Raw genomic sequence first — 21,880 nt, forward strand, 5'->3', positions numbered from 1 at the left:
TAGTTTATTAAGCGATTTTTGGCTTAGATATATTGAAGTATTGTATTTTTTGAGTACATTAGTTATTTTTTTTACCTGTAATACGACACCATTCTTCTAAATCTATAACAGGATCTAAAGAAAAATCATCCATATAGGCTTTACAAACAGGTTGTGATTGAGATGATAAAATACCTGATAAACCAAGTAGGCCTTTTGCTTTTACACGTGCCGATATCTGCGGAGCAAGCTCTTTTAGAGGTCCTGCAAGGATATTTGCTACCACAATATCAGCTTGTATGTCATCGGTTAGATCTTTTGGTAGGTAAAGGGTTAATTTATCATCTACTTGATTGCGTTTAGCATTGTCTAAGCTGGCTTGTAATGCTTGCGGATCAATATCAATACCAATTGCCGCTTTAGCGCCTAATTTTAAGGCCGCAATAGCAAGGATCCCAGATCCACAACCATAGTCAATAACGGTTTTTCCTGCAAGATCAAGGCTGTCTAACCACGATAGACATAAGGCGGTGGTTGGGTGGGTTCCCGTACCAAAGGCCAAACCTGGATCTAACATCACGTTAACAGCACTGGGATCAGGGATGTCTCGCCAACTTGGGCAGATCCATAAACGTTCACCAAATTTAAGCGGATGAAAGTTATCCATCCATTCCCGCTCCCAATCTTTATCTTCTAGTTGCTCAAGTTTGTAAGTGGTCGTCTCATTAAAAAAGGGCGCAGCAATTAATGCTGAAATTAAATCATCGGTATCTGTTTCTGCATCAAATAAACCGATTACATCGGTGTTACCCCATAATGGTGTTTCCCCAAGTTGTGGTTCAAAAATTGGTACATCATAAGTATCTTGAAATGTCACTGACAGGGCACCAATATCTGAAAGCCAATCACTTAATGACTCAGCTTGTTTATCGGTCGTATTAATTTTTAATTGAATCCAAGGCATTTTTACTAACTCTGTTTATTTAATGAATTACCTATTACAAATGCAATTAGGCCAATGAGTAACGTTGGGACGATAGCGTGAAAGCCTAATATTTTTATATCCAGGCTGGATAAAGTAATGTAACTAACCGCACCACTAATCATAGATGCAAGGGCTCCAGTTGCATTAGCTTTCTCCCAATATAAACCTAATACTAATGGCCATAAAAAGACGGCCTCTAGTCCGCCTAAGGCGAGAAGATTAAGCCAAACGATCATATTAGGTGGATTCCATGCGGTGATCAATAACAATATCCCTAAAGTTGTTGTGATGACTACCGATAAATGAGTCAAATCTTGATCATCTATTTCTATTTCTGTTTTTGGTATAACACTAAGTAATAAATCTTTAATAATAACTGATGAAACTTGAAGTAATTGAGCATTGATTGTTGACATCACCGCAGCAAGTGGCGCAGCAATAAAAATACCAGCAGCAAATGGAGGTAATACATGAATAATTAATTGCGGTACGATTTGATCTGGTATAGTTAAATTAGGTAATATTGCCGGCCCTAAAGCACCCGCGAGATGCATCATCAACATAATAACTGAAACAATAATGGTACCGATAATAATTCCTTGATGTAAAGCCTTGCTATCTTTATAAGCCATACATCGCACCGCAGTATAAGGTAAACCAATGACACCAAAACAGACTAATACCCAAAATGAGGTCATAAAGGAAAAATCGAGGAAATTATCAGGACCGGTTGGCGTTAACAAAGCTGGATCAATATGGTTCAATGTTGAAACAATTTGATGAAGACCACCGCCCGTATAAATAATCGCACCTAATAGTAAAATAGCACCTACTAACATCACCATACCTTGAAAAGCATCATTTAAAATGCTCGCACGAAAGCCGCCAAAAGCGGTATAAAATACGGTACTAATACCAAAAATAAGTAATCCTTTAAAATAAGGAATACCTGCTGCAGTTTCAAGCAAACGAGCCCCGCCAACAAATTGCACTGTCATGGCGCCAATAGATGCGACAATAATAGCAATACTGGCAAACCAAACCACACAACGGCTTTTATAATGAGCATATAACATATCACTAAGTGTAATTGCATTATATTTTCTAGCTAAAATTGCAAATTTCTTGCCTAAAACACCCAGCGATAGCATAACTGTTGGGACTTGAATCATGGCTAATAATACCCAACCCAGTCCATATTTATAGGCAGCCCCTGGTCCACCAATAAAGGAACTTGCACCAATATAAGTTGCAGCCATGGTCATGGCTAATAAAAATCCCCCCATCGTTCTATTGCCAATAAAATATTCAGTCAATTGATCGGCAGATCGGCGTTTAAAATAAGCGTAGAATGACAGAGCAAAAACAAGAATTAAATATAAAATTAGTGGAATGATAATGTTAATATTCATAATGGTCATTATTTGTTATTAGATTCAGATTTGATATCCAATGGAAGATCGACAAACATATATTTAACAATCAACCAGCATAGTAACGTAAAGAATAGGGGTAAATAAATACAAGATGCTTCAAACCAAAGAGGTAAACCTAATATTCCTGATCCATTACCTAATAGATAGGCTGAGGCTATCCATAATATAAGATAGACAATAGCTAGTATAAAAGCTATTTTGGCTTCTTTCTTTGCTTGTGTAAATTTTTTATCCATAATGATTATTGCTGTTAATTAAAGTCGATATTAGTGCAGAGGCGCTGTTATGTGAACAATAGCTACTCATACTTCATTAATAAGGAACTCGCATTTTACACAAAAATGTAATTTGTACAAAATTTATCTGGTTTAGCGTTTTAATACAGGGTATATCTTAAATATTTATAGTCATTATTACCCACAATGAGTGCTATCAGTAATTACATTTTAATTTTATTTACTACTTTAAGTTGTTTAAACTATTAAATGATATACATTTATTGGTACAAGGTCTATCGGTGCTTAAATAATATAAAATATTTAATAGAGAAAATGGCTGAGTTCTATTATTAAGACTATTTTAGTCACTTTAAATAATGTTTTATCATTATTCTAGTAGAACTTTATCCATTTTTCGGTATAATAACGCGCACCCACGTTACAACAATGTTTTCCCAACATTGTTTTATATTTGGTAAATTGACTCGAAGGGGTTGATACCTAAATAAAAAGTGTAAATAAATCAGATAACTACTTTTGATTTATTAACGTGAGATTAATTATTGAAATTGGATAAATCATAGAATGAAAACTTTTTCAGCTAAACCAGAAACAGTAAAACGCGACTGGTATGTTGTTGATGCGACAGGTAAAACATTAGGTCGCTTAGCAACCGAAATCGCTAGCCGTTTACGCGGTAAGCATAAAGCAGAATATACCCCACATGTTGATACCGGTGATTACATCGTCGTGATTAACGCAGAGAAAGTAGCCGTAACTGGCAAAAAACGTACTGATAAAGTCTATTACCGTTATTCAGGGTATATTGGTGGTCTTAAAGAAGCGACTTTTAATGAAATGATTGAACGTCATCCAGAAAGAGTTATTGAGATTGCTGTAAAAGGCATGTTGCCAAAAGGTCCTCTTGGTCGTGCAATGTATCGTAAACTAAAAGTTTACGCAGGTAGCGAACACAATCATGCGGCGCAACAACCGCAAGTATTGGATATTTAAGGGGATAGAAAGATGGCTGAGAATCAATATTACGGTACAGGTCGCCGCAAAAGTTCATCTGCTCGTGTGTTTATTAAACCGGGTAGTGGGAATATCGTTATCAACAAACGCAGTTTAGATCAATATTTTGGGCGTGATACTGCTCGTATGGTGGTTATGCAACCGTTAGAGTTAGTGGAAATGACAGATAAACTTGATCTTTATATTACCGTTACTGGTGGTGGTATTTCTGGTCAAGCAGGTGCAATCCGTCACGGTATTACTCGTGCATTAATGGAATATGATGAAACATTACGTCCAGCATTACGTCAAGCAGGTTTTGTTACTCGTGATGCGCGTAAAGTTGAACGTAAGAAAGTGGGTTTACGCAAAGCGCGTCGTCGTCCACAATTTTCAAAACGTTAATTCTATTTTATGCATTAGGAAAACCCAGCAATTGCTGGGTTTTTTCTTTTTGGTCGTAAAAGATCTTTATTAAAAAGAGATATTTTTTACAAATTTGTTTATCAATTTGTTAGAATAGAATAAATCTTTAATAATTCAGTTTTGTACTATATTTGGAGTTGGCATGGCTGTTGCTGTTAATAAACGTTCGGTAATGACACTTTTTTCTGATTCAAGTAATATCTATGGTCATCAAATTCGTTTGGTGTTAGCAGAAAAAGGCGTCACCGCAGAAGTAGAGGTAGTTGAAGCTAATCATTTACCACAAGAATTACTGGATTTAAATCCGTATGGAACAATTCCAACGTTAATTGATCGTGATTTAACATTATTTGAACCACATATCACTCTAGAATATCTTGATGAGCGTTTTCCTCATCCACCATTAATGCCTGTCTATCCGATAGCTAGAGCGCAAGCACGCTTGGTTATGTATCGCATTCGTCGTGAATGGTATACGGCTTATGAAACTATCATTAAATCATCGCAATCGGCTGAAGCTGCCGCTGCTCGTAAGACATTACAGGATGATTTAACGGCCATTTCGGCACTATTTAAAGAAAAGCCATATTTTATGAGTGATGACTTTAGTTTAAATGATTGCTATATGGCACCGTTATTATGGCGTTTACCACTACTTGATGTCAGTTTACCTAAGGTAGCAGAAAAAAACTTATTGCCCTATATGAAAAGACTATTTGATCGACCTGCATTTGTTGAATCTTTATCCGAAGAAGAGAAAAAATTGAGGGTTTTATAAAATGGATATGTCGCCAGACAAGCTTTTACCGAAAAGACCTTATCTTTTTCGGGCTTTATATGACTGGATCATTGATAATGAATTGACTCCGCAAATTGTAGTTAATGCATCACGACATGGCGTCAATGTGCCACGAGAATATGTTAAAGATGAGCAAATTATATTAAATATTGCCCCTCATGCGGTTGGACAATTTGTTATGAATAATGAAGCCATTGAATTTAATGCTAGATTTAATGGTGTTATGCAAGCGATTTATATTCCCATGGCAGCCATTGAAGCTCTCTATGCCCGTGAAAATAACGAAGGATTAGGATTTCCGCCTGAGTTGTACTACGAACAACAAGCGATTAACGTCGCTGTTGAAGAAGCGCCATCAACACAACCTAAACCGAAACCTGCATTTAAAATTGTAAAATAATTAAAGTCATGGCTATTATGGACATCATCATAATAGCTATATGTTGGGGGAATCGTTGGCATGATGTTATTGATGGTCGCTATTGGTGGTGCGATCGGTTCAGTATTACGTTATTTAACCTCAAATTGGAGCACATCCTATTTTGGGATAGGATTTCCGCTGGGTACGTTGGTGGTTAATGTGATAGGCTCCTTTTTCATTGGCTTACTCTTTTCCTTGATTGAACGTCATACCTTGATTTCAAGTTATTGGCGTCCTTTTGTTAGTGTTGGTTTGATTGGTGGATTTACGACATTTTCCACCTTTTCTTTAGATACACTGCTATTCATTATACAAGCTGAATACTATAAAGCATGTCTCAATGTCGTATTGAATTTGTCATTGGGCATCTTGGCGGTAACGATCGGATATATTATTCTTAAGCCTTAAAAGGGATAGCGCGGCAATCTATTTTATATTGCCGCAACTTGTGTGTTTACTCTTCTGTGATAAGTGGACTTTGATAACTGACAATGATTTTTTGGTTTTCTATTTTCACCTCATGTAAGGTGATAGATATAAGATCAGTAACACTAAAGATAATGTGTTGTTTAACTTTTATATACCCCTCTTCTAAATTGATTTCAATTGCCTCACGTTTCGCATCGATTAATGACGTAGGTAGAAACGCGTAAGCACCATTATCAATTAACCTGACTTTAGCACCACCTTTATTAATATCAACGACTTCAGCTTGATATTGATGACCTAAATATTTGCTCAAATATTGGCAATAGAGATGATTGGCTAAATCGCGTTCGGCAAATCGTTGTAATTTTCGTTGCTCGCTGAGGTTTTTAAGTATGGCTATATCCGGTTTCTTATCATCGTGCTGTTGAATACTATTCTTTAATAACCGATGATTGATTAAATCACTGTATTTACGTAAGGGAGAGGTCCACGTTGCGTAAAGCTCAAAACCTAAGCCAAAATGGGGCGCCATATCTAATGCATATTCGGCTGGTGAGTGAAAACGTAAGAGTTTGGTTTTAATATAGGGTTTTTCATGAATGATTTGGCGTAATGCGCGATAACCATCTAGTGTCATTAAACGTTCTTTATCAAATTCAGTAATGCCGTTATCTTTGAGTAGTTTTACTATACTATCTAAATGTTTGGTCATAAAACCACTATGAGTATTAAACACAGCAAAACCAAGTTGTTGTTTTAGATGATGAGCAAAAGCCTGATTAGCCAAAATCATGGCTTCTTCAACCATTTGATGAGCTATTCGGTGCTCTTCTTTTATAATATCAATGACTTGTTTATTATCGTTCAAGATAAATCGATAATCATTTTTATCATCGAACAACAAAGCGAAATTTTTTCGCCACTGAATGCGTAATTTAGCTAATTGAGCCAATAAATGTAATTGATGTGTAATTGCTAATGGCGCAGGTGCCGAGGTTATCTTATCTTCAAGATAATCAGATACGGTGGAGTAATCTAACTTAGCTTTCGATTGGATCCAAGCGGTAGAAAAATTAGGCGATCCAACTAGATGACCTTCTATATCGACAGTTAAATGGCAGAGCACAGCTGGGCGTATTTCATTTAATTTTAATGAGCACAAGTCTTCAACAATCTCTGTCGGTAACATAGGTACCGTAAAATCAGGTAGATAAGTCGTAAACAACCGTTGGCGTGCAATATTATCTAAGTCACTATCCGGTAAGACATAAGCGCTAGGATCGGCGATAGCTACAGTGAGCTCAAATTGACCATTAGGTTGTGTTTGCAAATAAATAGCATCATCCATATCTTGTGTTTGTTTACTGTCAATGGTAAAAAAATCAAGATGAGTAAGATCTTGTCGCGTATTGTCATTGGATATGACTAGCGGTTTTGCATAGTCTGGCGCAGACCTAGGTAATTGGTAACGTGCTAATGTGATTAACCACATAGCTAAAGGATCAGTTACGGTCGTAATAAATTCGGTAATTTCAGCTAAAAAGTATGGATGATTATCTTTTAAGGGATGTGAAATTAATTTAGCAACGACCCAATCTCCAGATTGCCATTCATGATCAATAGCCTGATTGACATTTGCTTTAATGGCGACATTTATATTAGGATAACAAGGATAAATCACCAATGAATTATCGATAAACTCTACGCGAGCAATAAAACGACTTAATGCGCTTTCAGTCACTGTCTCTGGATTAAATTGTTGTTTATCCCTCTTCGTTTCTAGGATACCCGCAACCCGATCACCAGGTAGTAATTTTTTCATTTTCGCTACTGGTATAAAATAATTTTTTTTATTGTCCAGCTCTAAAAAGCCAAACCCTTTTTCATGGGCTTTTACTGTACCTTCAATACGTGGAATTGCTTGATGTAATTGTTGTTTTAGTTGAGCAAGTAATGGATTATTTTGAAACATGATATCGTACTTAATTAGGCAAATTGATGTATTAATTTTAACATAATTTTATTATTTTGGCGGTAAATGTTACACAGGTACTTTTTTATATGATAGTGCTCCTATCTATTTACTTTTATAAATATAGATACGAATAACATGGTGACTACAGCTTGGTGCTGAGATAGCTATTTTTATTTGTTATCTATAATTTGTTATCTATAATAGTAACCATTATTTTTTTATGTGAGGCTATTATGTCTAGCAGTATAGAACACATCGCTATTGTTATGGGATCAAAAAGTGATTGGTCAACAATGCGTTATGCAGCAGATATGCTTGATATTCTATTTATACCTTATCATGTTGAAATTATTTCTGCTCATCGGACTCCAGACAAACTTTTTTATTTTGCTGAACAAGCTAAACATCGCGGTTTTAAGGTGATAATTGCTGGTGCAGGTGGTGCAGCGCATCTGCCTGGTATGTTAGCGGCCAAAACGTTAATACCTGTGTTAGGTGTTCCTATTCATACCTCAGCGTTAAGTGGTCTTGATAGTTTATATTCGATTGTACAGATGCCAAAAGGTATTCCTGTTGGTACATTAGCTATCGGGCAAACTGGTGCGATAAACGCCGCTTTACTTGCGGCTCAAATCTTAGCTATTAATGACGATAAGATTCATATAGCTCTGACCCAATGGCGTCAACAACAAACCAATGAGGTTTTGGCTAATTCTAATCCTCGTATTGATTAGCCATTAATCAAAAAGGAATAATTATGAAATCAGTTTGCGTTATAGGTAATGGTCAATTAGGTAAAATGTTAAGGCAAGCAGGAGAACCATTAGGTATATCAGTTTATACTCTTGGGCAGGATGATAAACTTGAAAATGTTCCTTATCATCAATCGATTATTACTGCGGAAATTGAACGATGGCCAGATACGGAATTAACCCGTGTGTTATCTCGTCATCCACATTTTATTAATCAAGACATTTTTCCACTTATTGCTGATAGGCTGACGCAAAAACAACTTCTTGAGCAATTAAATTTACCAACAGCAGCATGGCAATTACTGGATAATCCACAACAATGGAAAGCGATATTTCAACAATTAGGTGATACAGTCATCGTAAAACGACGAACAGGTGGTTACGATGGCCGCGGACAATGGCGGATAGCGATTGAAGATAAAATTGACTTACCAAGTGATATTTATCAGTCGGCGATTGTTGAATCAACGATTAAATTTGATCAAGAAATTGCATTGGTTGGTGCGCGTAATCAACACGGAAAATGTGTTTTTTATCCTATTACGCATAATTTACATCAGGAAGGTATATTGAAAACCAGTATTGCCCATTCTTATATTTCTAATCATTGGCAAATTCAAGCAGAACAGATGTTAACTACGATCATGAGCCATTTATCTTATGTGGGAGTGATGGCGATGGAGTGTTTTGTCGTTGGCGATCGATTACTGATTAATGAACTTGCACCACGGGTGCATAATAGTGGGCATTGGACACAAAATGGTGCCTCTATAAGTCAGTTTGAATTACATTTACGCGCGATTCTTGATCTACCTATGCCTAACCTGATTGTACCCACTTCGACAGTAATGATTAATTTGATAGGCATTCCATTAAATTACCAATGGCTTAAGTTATCATGCCTGCATTTACATTGGTATGACAAACAAGTTAGAGCAGGTAGAAAAGTGGGTCATATAAATTTAGTTCATCAAAATGCGATGGAAATTCAAACTGCTTTATTCCATTTAGCAAAATTATTACCCCGTGATTATCAATCCACTATAACTTGGGTCATTAGGCAATTAACTTAATGGTAGATACGACTTATGTTAGATTTTAATACTAAAATAAATTATCAACGTCACAATGATTCGGTACCAAATAAAACCAAAAACCATTATGCTATCGTACGTTGTTTTGAAAGTGATCGGGGACGGATTTTAAATTCAGCGGCAGTACGGCGCCTACAACAGAAAACACAAGTTTTTCCTTTAGAACGTAACGCCGTCGTGCGAACTCGTCTTACGCACTCATTGGAAGTACAACAAGTAGGACGCTTTATTATTAAAGAGATGTTATTTCGTTTACAAGAAAAGCAACAACTAGCTCTGTATGGTTTAGCGGGGAATGAAGCCATCATTGAAAGTATCGTCGAAATGGCATGTTTAATGCATGATATTGGTAATCCACCTTTTGGCCATTTTGGTGAATTAGCGATAAATCAATGGTTTTACCAACGTCTATCATTAGATAAAAAAAGTCACTATCAAATATTAGATATATCGGGAAGTGAGCAAACTAAACAAAATGAGTTGCGTCGAAAAATACGTTATGATCTATACCATTTTGATGGGAATGCACAAGCAATTCGCTTAATCCATAGTCTACTTAAATTGAATCTTACTTATTCGCAAGTTGCCTGCATTTTAAAATATACCAAACCTGCTTATTGGTACCAAACCATACCGCACCAATATAATTATTTGATGAAAAAATCAGGGTATTATTTATCCGAAGAGCCCTTTATTGAAGCAATGCAACAGCAATTACATCTATCACCATTTCACCGTTTTCCGTTAACCTATGTGATGGAAGCGGCTGATGATATTTCTTATTGTATTGCTGACTTAGAAGATGCGGTTGAGAAAAAATTATTTTCGGTTGACCAGCTATATGATTATTTAAGTCAGGGATGGGGACCAAAAAATAAAGATGATTTATTTGAACAAACGGTAGAACCTGCTTATAAAGCATATCAAACTTTAAAAGAGGAAGCACTACTGCCTCGGGCTATTGATCAATTTTTTGTAACTTTACGGGTAAAGACAATTAACCGGTTAGTCCCTCATGCCGCTGAACGATTTATTGAAAATTTACCTGAAATATTTCATGGTCAGTTTAATCAGGCTTTACTTGAGGACAACGGCAGCGAATATCAATTATTGACTATGTTTAAACAGGTAAGTGAGAAATATATTTTTAATCATGAATCGGTTGAAACTATAGAGTTACAAGGGTATCGAATTATTACAGGTCTATTAGATAGCTATAGTCTACTTTTAGCCATGCCAACCGAAGATTTTTTATTATTAGTTAACAAAAACAGTCATAAAAAATATGCTATAGAAAGTCGTTTATTCCATCGATTACCCGCTAATTATTGTGTTGCTTATCAGCAAGCGATTAAAACCTATGTTGGATCGGATGATTTCGTTATTTGGGAATGCTATTATCGATGCCGGTTAATTCAAGATTATATTAGTGGCATGACAGATCATTATGCGTATGATGAATACCGGAAGTTGATGGTAGCCGATTAACCCTCACTGGATAAAACGAATAGCTAATTGAATAAGACGATTTTATCACTATCTAATCAAGTCAGTAAAATATAACTAATTATGACATGATTGGAATCAATACTTTTTTCTTAACGATCTCAATCAAATTAGACAACGTCATTGTTGTTGCTATTTGTATAAACAGGCCATCTTTTATTGAATAAGATGGCCAATTTTTATGTTAGTGTATTTAACTCACTTCACCATCGACATAAAACCAATGATCACTTTGTTTAATAAAGCGACTTATTTCATGCATTTTTTCCGCTTTACCGGATGAATTTCGATAGCGAGCGGTGAATTCAACAAATGCCTCATTGGCATTTTCTTTTTGCCACGACCCATGAATACGTAAATCAATCCATTTTGCATCATCTAAATAATCAGCAAGTTTAGTTGGCAACGTTTGTGGGTGCCATGTTGCAACTAAATAATCGACTTTCTTAAGCGCATATGCGGTGTAACGGGAACGCATTAATGTTTCTACATCTTTAGCATTTTTTTGCCAAGCATGATAAGGCTGACAACAATCTGCATAACTCTTATTATGTCCACATGGACAAAGTATAGCGTTGTTTTTTGATATTTTCATAATAATTAATAATTAAATATAGCTAATAAAATAGGAGCAAGTAAGCTCAGAATAAAACCTTGTACTACCGCCATCGGTACAATGGCACTTCCGCCGCCTTTTTGTAAAATTGGTAACGTAAAGTCCATTGATGTAGCGCCACATATGCCAACGGCAGTGAACTTATATTTATAAATAAGCGATGGAATTAACATTATTGCAATTAATTCACGAAGTAAATCATTAAAAAAGGCAATGCTTCCGATTACAGGTCCATGCGCCTCAGTAACTAAAATACCCGATAAAGAGTACCAACCAAAACTAGATGCTAAGGCTAAACCAGTTTTTAATGGAAGATCTAACATTAACGCTGAGAAGTAACCACCAATAAAGGCGCTAATAATTACCACCAGTGCTGATGTTAAACCTGCTTTATTGATTAAAATCTGTTTAATTGTTAAACCATTACTGCGAAGTTGTATACCCACCATAAATAATAATAATATCAATATAATTTCACTGATCTTACTCGCATATACGAATAAGTGGGATGGATAGAGCCCTACTAAAAAACCGGCAATCAATGCCAAACAGATTTGTAGGGATTCTACCATCATTTTTAATCGTGAAGGTAGGGGCTGTTGATTGTTATTTGTATTTTTCCTCGGCGTAAAGATATCAAAACCTATTAAACACATACAGTTACAGCCGAAAGTACAGATAAACGTGATGGCAACTGAATAAAAAATGGTCTGAAAATGTTGGTCAATATTATCAAGTTGTGCAAGGCTAACTCCCATCAAAAATAAAATGGCATAAATACACAAACTCAATAACACATTTATTTTTTCTAAATAGATTTTATTTCTTAACTTAATGGTATAACCAAAGAAAAAGGATGATAAAATAATCAACAGACTTGAATACATAAAAAATTCCAATAAATAATATATTATTCTAATTGTGATAAATGATGATGAATATCATCATTTAACTGATCAAGCAAAATATAGCGGTTGCGATATTCAGACCGTTTTTTGCTTGGAATATCTTCAATTTGCTTACGTTTAAGTTGATAAGGAATCTGATAATATTGATTATCAATCAACTCACTTTGTAGTGATTGCCAGTAGCTATCATAATCAGCTACACGCAATTTATTTCTACGACGATAACGAAAATTATTATAAATATGTGTTTTATTCGTTACTGCTAAAATATTTTTTATACCAAAATAATTTGCGAAAGATAACGCTCCTTGCAAAACTAAATGTTTAGGAAAAACACCAAAACACGCTTTTGTTGTTTTCTGGATTAATTCTCTGGCATGCTTATGATTACTACCTTGAAAACCACCAATAAATAAAGTTAACTTACCATAATAGTCAATAATGGCAAAAGTCAATGTTGCTAGTACTACATTGTCACTGTTACATATCGAAAACGTTAATTCACCTTCACGACTATATTTATCATTGCTCTCCAATGTTAGGAAAAATGGCTGTTCAGCTTTTCCCTTTATTGTTGCCAGTATAATAGGCTCTAGCTGATATAAATTTTTTATTAGTTGTGGCGACTGTTTCGACAGGAAATCATAATGCGCGGTAATAGCGTGATGACGCATTTTTCGACTCATACTATTGGCTAAGTATGGACGATGTAACTTACAAGGCAAATTCGTCTGCTTTTTCAAAATCTCATTGAGTAGCGGATAACCTGACAAAGTATTAAGCCAAATTAATGTTTCGCGATATACTAGATAAGATCGTAATAAAAATTTTATCCGATAACTCCTTTTTTTCCAAAGAGGATTAAGGGGCAACTGGCCTTTTACTAAACGCACTAGTAACGATGAATTTTGATCTAAAACTTTCATAATTTCAATATCCGAATAAGTTAAAACGAGCAAGAATAGCTAAGTTAATCAACATAGTTATATTTCAACTTTCTTAACAAATCGTGTCTTTTATAGACACAAGATAACGGATAATTATTATTATTTTATAAAATGGAAACATTTATAAAACTTAACTTTGCGGTATTATAAATATCATATTTAGATAATACACTACGTTTAAATGTATTAGCTATATAAATTCCAAATATATAACTATTATTTTAAGATAAATTTATAAGAATAGATAACAATGTCACTATTACATAATATAAAAACGATTGATGAAAATCAAAAACAGCTAAAACCACCTTCACGATATAAGGTGATGTTACATAATGATGATTATACCACTATGGAATTTGTCATTGAAGTTTTACAACGGTTTTTTGGGCATGATGAAACTAATGCAATTAAAATCATGTTAGAAATTCACCACCAAGGGATAGGTGTTTGTGGCATCTACAGTGCTGAAATTGCTGAGACAAAAGTCATAAAAGTTACACAATATGCTCGGAAACAGGAGTTTCCATTACGCTGTACTATGGAGAAAGTTGCGGAATGATAATGAATAAGGATTTACAAATAGCCATCAATCAAGCCTTTAATGATGCGCAGTTCTTTGGCTATGAATATTTAACTACTGAGCAACTTTTAGTCGCTTTACTAAAAGATAAATCCGTTATTGAAGTCTTAACGGCGTTACAAATAAAAAAAGTAGAGACAATTATTGATGATTTAATTGTTTATATTGAACAGAATAGTACTTTTCTTCCTAACGAAGATGGCGTAGTTACCGAACCGTCCGCTGCTTTTCAACGCGTAATCCAACGTGCGGCTATTCAAGTCGAATCAGCTCAGCGTAATGAAATTGCTAGCCTTGATGTATTAGTATCTATACTCAGCGAAGAAGAATCCTATGCTTGCTATATTCTTAATCAGCATCAAATTGATCGATTTAGTGTAATTAATTATATTTCTCATCACTTTTCATCGGACACAACCGCATCGAGTGATGGTCATGGCAATGAAATGGAAAATGAAAACGGCATTCTTGAACGTTATACAACCGATCTTAATTTACAGGCAAGAGAAGGAAAGATTGATCCTTTAATCGGACGGGAAAAAGATATTGAACGCGTTATGCAAATTTTATGTCGGCGACGTAAAAATAATCCAATTTTAGTTGGTGAGGCTGGCGTGGGTAAAACAGCGATTGCTGAAGGTTTAGCTTGGTTAATTGAGCAAAATAAAGTGCCTGAAGTTTTAAAACAAACCACGATTTATTCATTTGATATGGCCGCATTACTTGCTGGCACCACATATCGTGGTGATTTTGAGAAAAGATTCAATGAATTAGTTACTGTTTTGGAGAAACAAGAAAATACGATTTTATTTATTGATGAGATTCACATGATTATCGGCGCGGGTGCAACTGGCGAGAGTAAAGTGGATACCGCTAATCTCTTTAAGCCATTATTATCATCAGGTCGAATTCGCGTTATGGGCTCAACAACCTATCAGGAGTTTAGTCGAATCTTTGAAAAAGATCATGCGTTAGCCAGACGTTTCCAAAAAGTTGATGTTATTGAACCTACATTTGATGAAACAGTAAAAATACTTAATGGCTTAAAATCACGATATGAAAAATATCATCAAGTTCATTATACCAGTGGCGCATTACATAGCGCGGTAGAACTCTCAGTCAAATATATTACGGATCGTTTTTTACCGGATAAAGCGATTGACTTAATTGATGAAGCCGGCGCTAAAAATGCATTATTACCTATCTATCGTCGCAAAAAAACCATAGGTGTACATGATATTGAAAATATTGTCGCGAAAATTGCTCGTATTCCAGAAAAAACGGTTTCAGTTAGTGATAAAACACGGTTACAACAATTATCGACACAATTAAAAGCACAAGTGTTCGGTCAAGATAAAGCAATTGATGTTCTTTGTGATGCAATGACATTAAACCGGGCGGGATTGGGTAGAGAAAATAAACCGATAGGCGCTTTTCTATTTGCGGGGCCAACTGGAGTAGGAAAAACTGAGATTACCCTTCAATTAGCCAAAGCACTGAATATTGAACTATTACGATTTGATATGTCTGAGTACAAAGAACCTCATACCATTAGTCGCTTGATTGGATCGCCGCCAGGCTATGTTGGTTTTGAACAAGGCGGATTGCTTACAGATGCGGTAATTAAGCACCCCTATGCGGTATTATTATTAGATGAAATTGAAAAAGCCCATCCTGATATTTTTAATCTATTACTACAAATTATGGACAATGGCACGTTAACAGATAGTAATGGACGTAAGGTTGATTTTCGTAATATTGTCTTAGTCATGACGACGAATGCGGGCGTACAAGAAACAGTACGTAAAAGTATTGGCTTTGCTCAGCAAGATAATAGTAGCGATGCGATGCAGGAGATTAATAAACTATTTAGTCCTGAATTTAGAAACCGTTTGGATAATATTATCTGGTTTACGCATTTATCATCGGTCATTATTTTACAGATTGTGGATAAATTTATTGATGAATTATCTAAACAACTTAGGGCAAAACACGTTGAGTTGCATGTAAGTAAAGAGGCAAAAATATGGCTTGCTGATAAAGGCTATGATAAGGCAATGGGAGCAAGACCAATGAATAGAGTAATTCAAGAAGACATTAAAAAACCTATCGCACATGAGCTATTATTTGGAACCTTACAGCAGGGGGGAATGGTCAATGTTCATATTAAACAAAAACAATTGACCATTGATTACCAAACATCATCGCTAATAAAATAAGTTTATATATGCTTGTTATTTCAATTTAAAGAAAAAAGGTAATAATTAAATATTACCTTTTCTTTTTTATTATCAAGGTTTGGTGATATAAGCAATATAATTGGTATCAATATTAGGACCAAGCTCGAAATGGTTGCTTAATAAGCGATACTCCATTCCTACCAACTCAATGGGTTTTAATCCCGATTTTTCAACCCAATCGATTAGCTCTGATGGACGAATGAATTTATTAAAATCATGCGTACCTTTTGGAATAATACGGGCAACATATTCCGCTCCTATAATTAACAATAACCGAGATTTATGGGTACGATTTATAGTGGATAAAAATAGCTGACCTTGAGGTTTTAGTAATGCAGCACAACAACGAATAATCGATGATGGTTCGGGAACATGCTCAAGCATTTCCATACAGGTTATTATGTCATAACGTTGTGTTGTATGCTGTAGATGGTGTTCGACTGATTCTAATCGATAATCAATATTGAGTTGATTTTGCTGTGCATGTATTTTAGCAATACTTAACGATTGCTCAGCCATATCTATAGCAGTAACATTAGCACCAGCTTTAGCTAAACTTTCTGATAAAATTCCGCCTCCACAGCCAACATCTAATAGATGTTTACCTTGTAAGTTACCCGTTTTATTTAATATATAATCAAGGCGTAGTGGGTTAATCGTGTGCAATGGTTTAAATTTGCCATCCGGATCCCACCATTCTGATGCTATTGCTGAAAATTTATCAATTTCCTGTTGATCAACATTTAAATTATGATGGTTAATTGACATTACGTGTCCTTACTTATTTAATCATTATCCGTTAAGTTTAAACTGTTTTTGGGTATTTTGGCAGTTATTTCTCATCAATTAAGTACATAACCGCAATAGATAGCGTCTAGTGCTTATTCGGTATAGCTGCTTATATCATTAAATAAATTTTATCATCACTCAATTAGTTTATATCATGATGATATAAACATTGGATATAAATTAACTAAATAAAAATCGTGATGTAGTATGATTAATTACGTTAGCGATTATCCATAGTGTTCTTAATTTTAAAGATGAATAATGTATTTTTTCACAAGAAGTAAAAATATGAATATCTTAAGAAAAATTTTTATTTTAACTAATATTATCTTCTTGCTTTTATTGCGTTGATAAATCTAACCCTATTATAGGGTTAACCAACACATTCATTGCGTTATTATGTAAAAACAGCCATTTAACTATTTTATGTTTTCATCATCAACTTTATCAACGTACAACTAATCCACTAAACTGTAACATTTTTTATGTAAAGTACTTTAAATAAAAAATGTGATAGATGTTGCAATATTTGTATTAAATATAAAAATTACTGTTTATTGTTTTTAATTTTTGCCATTATTTTACTCCGTTCATACTTTTTTGATATGATGGAATTGATTACGAATTAAGGTATTAACCATAAATTTTGGTAAGATTAATCCATTTAATAACGTAGAAAGTAGTGAATATTTAACTTAATTAAATAGATAGTTGTTCATTTAAATCCATACTCACCAAATAAAAACATACGCGATAACCCAATATTGCCTTAGTTTTAATTGACGCAGGTTTAGTCGTAAGAGGGGATTGTGAAAGGATGTGACAATTAAATAACAAACTACAACCTATTTATAAAGCATGAATCGCGATACTACATGCAATGATGCCCCGTTATTTAATAACGAAAAGGTGAATATAAATATTTTACTTAATATGTTGTTTGAGATGAATGGGTCGTTTACATTCGTTGTGATGGGTATGGCACTTAATCCAGATGAACAACTAACTTTTCTCTATCAGTTAAGGCACAGTTTAAGTAAGAATAGCATTGAACAAAAATTAAAAAATAGAAACAGTTAAATATGCGATTAATCGTTTGACTAGAAAAATAGTACTATTGATAAAACATTTTATTACGTATTATTAAACATTAATAATGTTTAAATGATTAAATTCAATATAAACTGTTTCAATTATTTTGATTTTTACCATTATTTTATTTATATGATTCTTTTTTGGTATTATGAAATTAATTAGTAATCAATGTATTAAGTCATATTCTCTTGCAGAAGCAATACATCTAATAAAACAAAGAGGTATTAAATGTTTGAATTAATTACAAAGGATGTTCATCTAAATCAAAGTGCACCAGATAAAACGCAGGCAATAAAAAATATTGCCCAAGCTTTGGTTGACGCAGGTTTAGTAGAGGATGGCTATGGGGACGGGATGCTGCAGCGTGAGCAACAAGCGGCAACCTATTTAGATAATGGTATTGCAATACCACATGGAACCACTACCACGCGTCATTTGGTAAAAAAAACCGGTGTAAAAGTATTTCATTTTCCTCAAGGTGTGGTTTGGGGAGAGGATGGACAACTTGCTTATGTCGCAATTGGAATTGCAGCAAGTTCCGATGAACACCTAACTCTTCTCCGGCAATTAACAAGCGTTTTAGGTGAAGATGGCATTGAAGAAAAGATTAAAAATGTCAAAACAGCCGAAGACATGATTCATATTTTGACTGGTAACAGTGATACTGGTGCTGACATGGTTATTGATTCATCGTTAATATCAATGAATGTGGCTGCCGATGATCTACAAACTTTACAGATATTAAATGCATCTCGCTTACAAAAAGCCGCTGCTGTTAATACCGCATTTATTACGGATATTATTGAGCAGCAACCAACTTATTTGGGGGAGGGTATCTGGTTAAGTGATAGCCGAGTAGGTAATCTAAAAAATGCGGTGGCAATTAGTCGACCAGCAGGCGAACTCTCAGAGAATGATAAACCAGTAAAAATGCTTATTACTATCACCACCATCAATAATGTATTTGATACTTCTATAGCTAAGTTAGCTGATTTAATGTTCACAAGAAAACTAGCGACACTACTCAATAGTGATATTTCATCATTAGAAAGCTTTTTTAAAGGTAATACAGATAAACAAATCGCTAACGACCATGAGTCAATATTAGCGCCAAATACAGATAGTATTACTCAGGAGTTTGTGGTACTCAATTCACATGGTTTACATACTCGCCCAAGCACTGTACTCATAAAATTAATTAAAGGTTTTAATAGTACTATTACGGTAGCTAATCTTGATGGTTCCAATACACCAGTCAATGCGGCCAGTTTAATGAAGGTGGTCGCTTTAGGCGCAAAAAAAGGACATCGATTACAATTCGTGGCTACAGGGGATGATGCTCAGCAGGCATTAGATGCTATTGGTCAAGCCATGGCTGAAGGTTTAGGTGAAGGAGTTGAATAACATGACCGCTAAAGTAGTAACAATTACTTTCAACCCAGCTTATGATCTTATCGGTTTTTGCGCCAATATTGAAGTGGGCGAAGTTAATCTTGTCAATACGACCAGTCTTCACGCGGCGGGCAAAGGTATTAACGTTGCCAAAGTCTTGCGTGACTTAGGTGTTGATGTCGCCGCTGGTGGATTTTTAGGAAAAGATAACCAAGATGGTTTTTTGCAACTTTTTGACCAATTAGATATTGATAATAAATTTCAAGTCGTAGAGGGGCGAACACGAATTAATGTCAAATTGACAGAACAGAGTGGTGACGTGACTGATTTAAATTTTTCAGGTTTTACCATTACTAAAGACAACTGGACACAATTTGCCCAGGATTCATGCGTTTGGTTGAAAGAGTTTGATATGATTGCGGTGAGTGGCAGCTTACCAGCAGGAATTGAGTTGGAAGCATTTAGTCAATGGATGAAACAACTTACGGCGCAGTGTAAACATGTTGTATTTGACAGTAGTCGACAAGCTTTTGAGGTTGGACTGAAAGCCTCTCCATGGTTAATTAAACCGAATGACAAAGAACTCGAAATATGGGCTGGAAAACCGCTAAAAACCAGAGATGAAATTATTGCTGCGGCGCAAGATTTAGTTCAAAAAGGGATTCAAAATGTGGTGGTTTCTTTAGGTAGCAAAGGTGCCCTATGGGTGACAAATAAAGAAGTTTGGTTAGCAGAACCACCAGTTTGTAAAGTGGTAAGTACCGTTGGAGCCGGTGACTCTATGGTAGCCGGTCTTATATATGGTCAGCTTAAACAACAATCTGTAGATAAAACGCTTTGTTTAGCCTCCGCTATTGCTGCTTTATCTGTTGGTCAATCTAATGTTGGTGTTTCTAACCATGACGAGCTGTCCAAAATGATGGATAAAGTAATATTAACAAAGATTAAGTAGGTTTAGGTGATAATATGAATATATTTTTAACGGATGATTCAAGTATTGGTCCTATTAAGAGTCAGCTCGCTAAAGCAGAGTTGAAACTGGCAGCAGAGCAGTTACAGTGGGAAATAGTTGATGAGGTGAAACAAGCTGATTTAATTATCATCCTAGGTAACCAGATTATATCTAATACCCAATTTATTGGGCATAAAATAAGTCTAATTCACATTGCTGATGTATTTGCTGATACAGTCAATGCACTAAAACAGGCAGAAAATAAGGCAACACTTTATGATCAGGAACAAGCTATCAGCACGCCTGCTACCTTATCAAAACATGAAACTAAACGAATCATTGCTGTTACTGCCTGTCCAACTGGCGTTGCGCATACCTACATGGCTGCTGAAGCTATTCAAAAAGAAGCCAATGCAAGAGGATGGGAATGTAAAGTTGAGACTCGAGGATCTGTAGGCGTGGGCAATGAACTCACACCTGAAGAAATTGAGGCAGCTGATTTAGTCTTTGTTGCGGCAGATATTGAAGTCGATTTAGCTAAATTTGCTGGAAAATTAATGTATCGAACTAAAACAGGTCCAGCACTGAAAAAAACGGCTCAAGAATTTGATAAAGCCTTTGCCGAAGCGCAAATATATCAACCTAACTCAAATAATAGTGCATCAGCTAAAACTGAATCTGGAAACGATAAAAAAGGGGTATATCAACACCTTTTAACTGGTATCTCCTATATGCTACCCATGGTTGTTGCTGGTGGTTTGATTATTGCTTTATCTTTTGCAGTTGGCGGTATCGATCAAGAAGGTAGTTTAGCTAAAGCTTTACGTTCGATCGGAGGTGAGGCTGCATTTGCATTAATGGTCCCCCTTCTTTCTGGGTATATTGCCTATTCAATAGCCGATAGACCGGGCTTAGTCCCAGGCTTGATTGGTGGTATGCTAGCAAAATCAATTGACGCTGGTTTTTTAGGCGGGATTATTTCAGGTTATCTAGCAGGTTATTTAGTTTATTTATTAGCGAAATATATTCGTTTACCACAAAATTTATCTGCGCTTAAACCGATTCTAATTTTACCATTTATCTCTAGTTTAATTACTGGGTTAGCTATGATATACGTTATTGGCGAACCCATTGCTTATTTAATGGAACGGTTAAATGATTGGTTAGTTAACATGCAAGGCGCTAATGCGGTAATTTTAGGAGCGCTACTTGGTGGTATGATGTGCGTTGATATGGGTGGACCAATTAATAAAGTGGCTTATGCGTTTGGTGTGGGCGTATTAAGTTCGCAGCAATACGCCCCGATGGCTGCCATTATGGCGGG

General features: G+C 35.3%; 22 protein-coding genes. 14 read left to right on the plus strand and 8 right to left on the minus strand.

The genetic code is table 11. The features are described 5' to 3' along the window. Positions 1-58: 58 nt before the first annotated feature. Genes prmA through O970_RS05825 form a run of 3 tightly spaced genes read right to left on the minus strand, consistent with a single transcriptional unit; the run spans position 59 to position 2,636 of the window. Positions 59-943, minus strand: coding sequence for a 50S ribosomal protein L11 methyltransferase (gene prmA / locus O970_RS05815; protein WP_024496197.1), 885 nt, complete (start codon positions 941-943; stop codon positions 59-61). 5 nt (positions 944-948) lie between these two features. Next, entirely contained in the window at positions 949-2,376 is a 1,428-nt protein-coding gene (gene panF / locus O970_RS05820) for a sodium/pantothenate symporter (protein WP_024496198.1), read from the minus strand. 8 nt (positions 2,377-2,384) lie between these two features. Further along, the gene (locus O970_RS05825; RefSeq protein WP_024496199.1) at positions 2,385-2,636 is read right to left on the minus strand and encodes a YhdT family protein; all 252 of its coding nucleotides are present in this window, start codon (positions 2,634-2,636) and stop codon (positions 2,385-2,387) included. A 567-nt stretch (positions 2,637-3,203) separates the two neighbouring features. Here O970_RS05825 and rplM point away from each other — a divergent pair. The 5 genes from rplM to crcB all read left to right on the plus strand — a co-directional run bounded on the left by rplM (position 3,204) and on the right by crcB (position 5,686). After that, a complete protein-coding gene (gene rplM / locus O970_RS05830; RefSeq protein WP_024496200.1) occupies positions 3,204-3,632 on the plus strand; it encodes a 50S ribosomal protein L13 in 429 nt (142 codons plus the stop codon). Positions 3,633-3,644: 12 nt separating this feature from the next. After that, positions 3,645-4,037 carry a 30S ribosomal protein S9 gene (gene rpsI, locus O970_RS05835; RefSeq protein WP_024496201.1) on the plus strand — a complete coding sequence of 131 codons (393 nt, stop codon included), beginning with the start codon at positions 3,645-3,647 and terminating at the stop codon, positions 4,035-4,037. Positions 4,038-4,200: 163 nt separating this feature from the next. Beyond that, entirely contained in the window at positions 4,201-4,836 is a 636-nt protein-coding gene (locus O970_RS05840; RefSeq protein ID WP_024496202.1) for a glutathione S-transferase N-terminal domain-containing protein, read from the plus strand. Between the two features lies 1 nt (position 4,837). Then, positions 4,838-5,257, plus strand: a complete 420-nt coding sequence (locus O970_RS05845; RefSeq protein ID WP_024496203.1) for a ClpXP protease specificity-enhancing factor — start codon at positions 4,838-4,840, stop codon at positions 5,255-5,257. A 60-nt stretch (positions 5,258-5,317) separates the two neighbouring features. Beyond that, positions 5,318-5,686 (plus strand): fluoride efflux transporter CrcB, encoded by a 369-nt coding sequence (crcB, locus tag O970_RS05850; protein ID WP_036562818.1) that lies wholly within the window; start codon positions 5,318-5,320, stop codon positions 5,684-5,686. A gap of 46 nt (positions 5,687-5,732) precedes the next feature. Here the strand turns inward: crcB and O970_RS05855 are convergent, their stop codons facing one another. Beyond that, positions 5,733-7,679, minus strand: coding sequence for an exoribonuclease II (locus O970_RS05855; RefSeq protein WP_024496205.1), 1,947 nt, complete (start codon positions 7,677-7,679; stop codon positions 5,733-5,735). 236 nt (positions 7,680-7,915) lie between these two features. Between O970_RS05855 and purE the strand changes: the two genes are divergently transcribed. From purE to dgt, 3 genes are read left to right on the plus strand one after another with little or no spacing between them, the layout of a single operon-like run. Continuing rightward, the gene (gene purE, locus O970_RS05860; protein ID WP_024496206.1) at positions 7,916-8,416 is read left to right on the plus strand and encodes a 5-(carboxyamino)imidazole ribonucleotide mutase; all 501 of its coding nucleotides are present in this window, start codon (positions 7,916-7,918) and stop codon (positions 8,414-8,416) included. A gap of 23 nt (positions 8,417-8,439) precedes the next feature. Continuing rightward, the gene (gene purK, locus O970_RS05865) at positions 8,440-9,507 is read left to right on the plus strand and encodes a 5-(carboxyamino)imidazole ribonucleotide synthase (RefSeq protein WP_024496207.1); all 1,068 of its coding nucleotides are present in this window, start codon (positions 8,440-8,442) and stop codon (positions 9,505-9,507) included. A gap of 15 nt (positions 9,508-9,522) precedes the next feature. Continuing rightward, positions 9,523-11,016, plus strand: coding sequence for a dGTPase (gene dgt / locus O970_RS05870; RefSeq protein ID WP_024496208.1), 1,494 nt, complete (start codon positions 9,523-9,525; stop codon positions 11,014-11,016). A gap of 211 nt (positions 11,017-11,227) precedes the next feature. Here dgt and O970_RS05875 read toward each other — a convergent pair whose 3' ends face one another. The 3 genes from O970_RS05875 to O970_RS05885 are packed head-to-tail and all read right to left on the minus strand — an operon-like array spanning position 11,228 to position 13,484. Then, positions 11,228-11,629, minus strand: coding sequence for a YchJ family protein (locus O970_RS05875; RefSeq protein ID WP_024496209.1), 402 nt, complete (start codon positions 11,627-11,629; stop codon positions 11,228-11,230). Positions 11,630-11,634: 5 nt separating this feature from the next. Beyond that, the gene (locus O970_RS05880) at positions 11,635-12,537 is read right to left on the minus strand and encodes a LysO family transporter (RefSeq protein WP_024496210.1); all 903 of its coding nucleotides are present in this window, start codon (positions 12,535-12,537) and stop codon (positions 11,635-11,637) included. 23 nt (positions 12,538-12,560) lie between these two features. Then, a complete protein-coding gene (locus O970_RS05885; RefSeq protein ID WP_024496211.1) occupies positions 12,561-13,484 on the minus strand; it encodes a VirK/YbjX family protein in 924 nt (307 codons plus the stop codon). Between the two features lie 271 nt (positions 13,485-13,755). Between O970_RS05885 and clpS the strand changes: the two genes are divergently transcribed. Both clpS and clpA read left to right on the plus strand, forming a co-directional pair. Then, the gene (gene clpS, locus O970_RS05890; protein WP_024496212.1) at positions 13,756-14,067 is read left to right on the plus strand and encodes an ATP-dependent Clp protease adapter ClpS; all 312 of its coding nucleotides are present in this window, start codon (positions 13,756-13,758) and stop codon (positions 14,065-14,067) included. Next, a complete protein-coding gene (gene clpA, locus O970_RS05895) occupies positions 14,067-16,307 on the plus strand; it encodes an ATP-dependent Clp protease ATP-binding subunit ClpA (RefSeq protein WP_024496213.1) in 2,241 nt (746 codons plus the stop codon). The genes clpS and clpA overlap by 1 nt, the downstream gene beginning before the upstream one ends. A gap of 72 nt (positions 16,308-16,379) precedes the next feature. On the opposite strand, the gene ubiG is transcribed toward clpA, so the two are convergent. Further along, on the minus strand, positions 16,380-17,096 hold the full coding sequence (gene ubiG, locus O970_RS05900; protein WP_024496214.1) for a bifunctional 2-polyprenyl-6-hydroxyphenol methylase/3-demethylubiquinol 3-O-methyltransferase UbiG: 717 nt from the start codon (positions 17,094-17,096) through the stop codon (positions 16,380-16,382). Positions 17,097-17,975: 879 nt separating this feature from the next. Between ubiG and O970_RS10135 the strand changes: the two genes are divergently transcribed. From O970_RS10135 to O970_RS05915, 4 genes are all read left to right on the plus strand, one after another. Then, entirely contained in the window at positions 17,976-18,197 is a 222-nt protein-coding gene (locus tag O970_RS10135) for a hypothetical protein (RefSeq protein WP_238610596.1), read from the plus strand. A gap of 243 nt (positions 18,198-18,440) precedes the next feature. Further along, entirely contained in the window at positions 18,441-19,616 is a 1,176-nt protein-coding gene (gene fruB / locus O970_RS05905) for a fused PTS fructose transporter subunit IIA/HPr protein (protein ID WP_024496215.1), read from the plus strand. Position 19,617: 1 nt separating this feature from the next. Continuing rightward, positions 19,618-20,556, plus strand: coding sequence for a 1-phosphofructokinase (gene fruK, locus O970_RS05910; RefSeq protein ID WP_024496216.1), 939 nt, complete (start codon positions 19,618-19,620; stop codon positions 20,554-20,556). Positions 20,557-20,570: 14 nt separating this feature from the next. Continuing rightward, positions 20,571-21,880, plus strand: a 1,310-nt coding sequence (locus O970_RS05915; RefSeq protein WP_024496217.1) for a fructose-specific PTS transporter subunit EIIC, incomplete at its 3' end; no start/stop codon positions are given.

The sequence above is a fragment of the Candidatus Schmidhempelia bombi str. Bimp genome, from assembly GCF_000471645.3.
GTDB classification, from domain to species: Bacteria; Pseudomonadota; Gammaproteobacteria; order Enterobacterales; family Orbaceae; genus Utexia; species Utexia bombi.

Bases quoted from the DNA above. Each gene is read 5' to 3' on its own strand.
- O970_RS05845 (WP_024496203.1), top strand. From the start codon at position 4,838: ATGGATATGTCGCCAGACAAGCTTTTACCGAAAAGACCTTATCTTTTT.
- O970_RS05875 (WP_024496209.1), bottom strand. From the start codon at position 11,629: ATGAAAATATCAAAAAACAACGCTATACTTTGTCCATGTGGACATAAT.
- ubiG (WP_024496214.1), bottom strand. From the start codon at position 17,096: ATGTCAATTAACCATCATAATTTAAATGTTGATCAACAGGAAATTGAT.
- fruK (WP_024496216.1), top strand. From the start codon at position 19,618: ATGACCGCTAAAGTAGTAACAATTACTTTCAACCCAGCTTATGATCTT.
- O970_RS05885 (WP_024496211.1), bottom strand. From the start codon at position 13,484: ATGAAAGTTTTAGATCAAAATTCATCGTTACTAGTGCGTTTAGTAAAA.
- O970_RS05840 (WP_024496202.1), top strand. From the start codon at position 4,201: ATGGCTGTTGCTGTTAATAAACGTTCGGTAATGACACTTTTTTCTGAT.
- rplM (WP_024496200.1), top strand. From the start codon at position 3,204: ATGAAAACTTTTTCAGCTAAACCAGAAACAGTAAAACGCGACTGGTAT.
- O970_RS05825 (WP_024496199.1), bottom strand. From the start codon at position 2,636: ATGGATAAAAAATTTACACAAGCAAAGAAAGAAGCCAAAATAGCTTTT.
- O970_RS05880 (WP_024496210.1), bottom strand. From the start codon at position 12,537: ATGTATTCAAGTCTGTTGATTATTTTATCATCCTTTTTCTTTGGTTAT.
- prmA (WP_024496197.1), bottom strand. From the start codon at position 943: ATGCCTTGGATTCAATTAAAAATTAATACGACCGATAAACAAGCTGAG.
- rpsI (WP_024496201.1), top strand. From the start codon at position 3,645: ATGGCTGAGAATCAATATTACGGTACAGGTCGCCGCAAAAGTTCATCT.
- panF (WP_024496198.1), bottom strand. From the start codon at position 2,376: ATGAATATTAACATTATCATTCCACTAATTTTATATTTAATTCTTGTT.
- O970_RS05855 (WP_024496205.1), bottom strand. From the start codon at position 7,679: ATGTTTCAAAATAATCCATTACTTGCTCAACTAAAACAACAATTACAT.
- purK (WP_024496207.1), top strand. From the start codon at position 8,440: ATGAAATCAGTTTGCGTTATAGGTAATGGTCAATTAGGTAAAATGTTA.
- dgt (WP_024496208.1), top strand. From the start codon at position 9,523: ATGTTAGATTTTAATACTAAAATAAATTATCAACGTCACAATGATTCG.
- O970_RS10135 (WP_238610596.1), top strand. From the start codon at position 17,976: ATGAATCGCGATACTACATGCAATGATGCCCCGTTATTTAATAACGAA.
- fruB (WP_024496215.1), top strand. From the start codon at position 18,441: ATGTTTGAATTAATTACAAAGGATGTTCATCTAAATCAAAGTGCACCA.
- purE (WP_024496206.1), top strand. From the start codon at position 7,916: ATGTCTAGCAGTATAGAACACATCGCTATTGTTATGGGATCAAAAAGT.
- clpS (WP_024496212.1), top strand. From the start codon at position 13,756: ATGTCACTATTACATAATATAAAAACGATTGATGAAAATCAAAAACAG.
- crcB (WP_036562818.1), top strand. From the start codon at position 5,318: ATGATGTTATTGATGGTCGCTATTGGTGGTGCGATCGGTTCAGTATTA.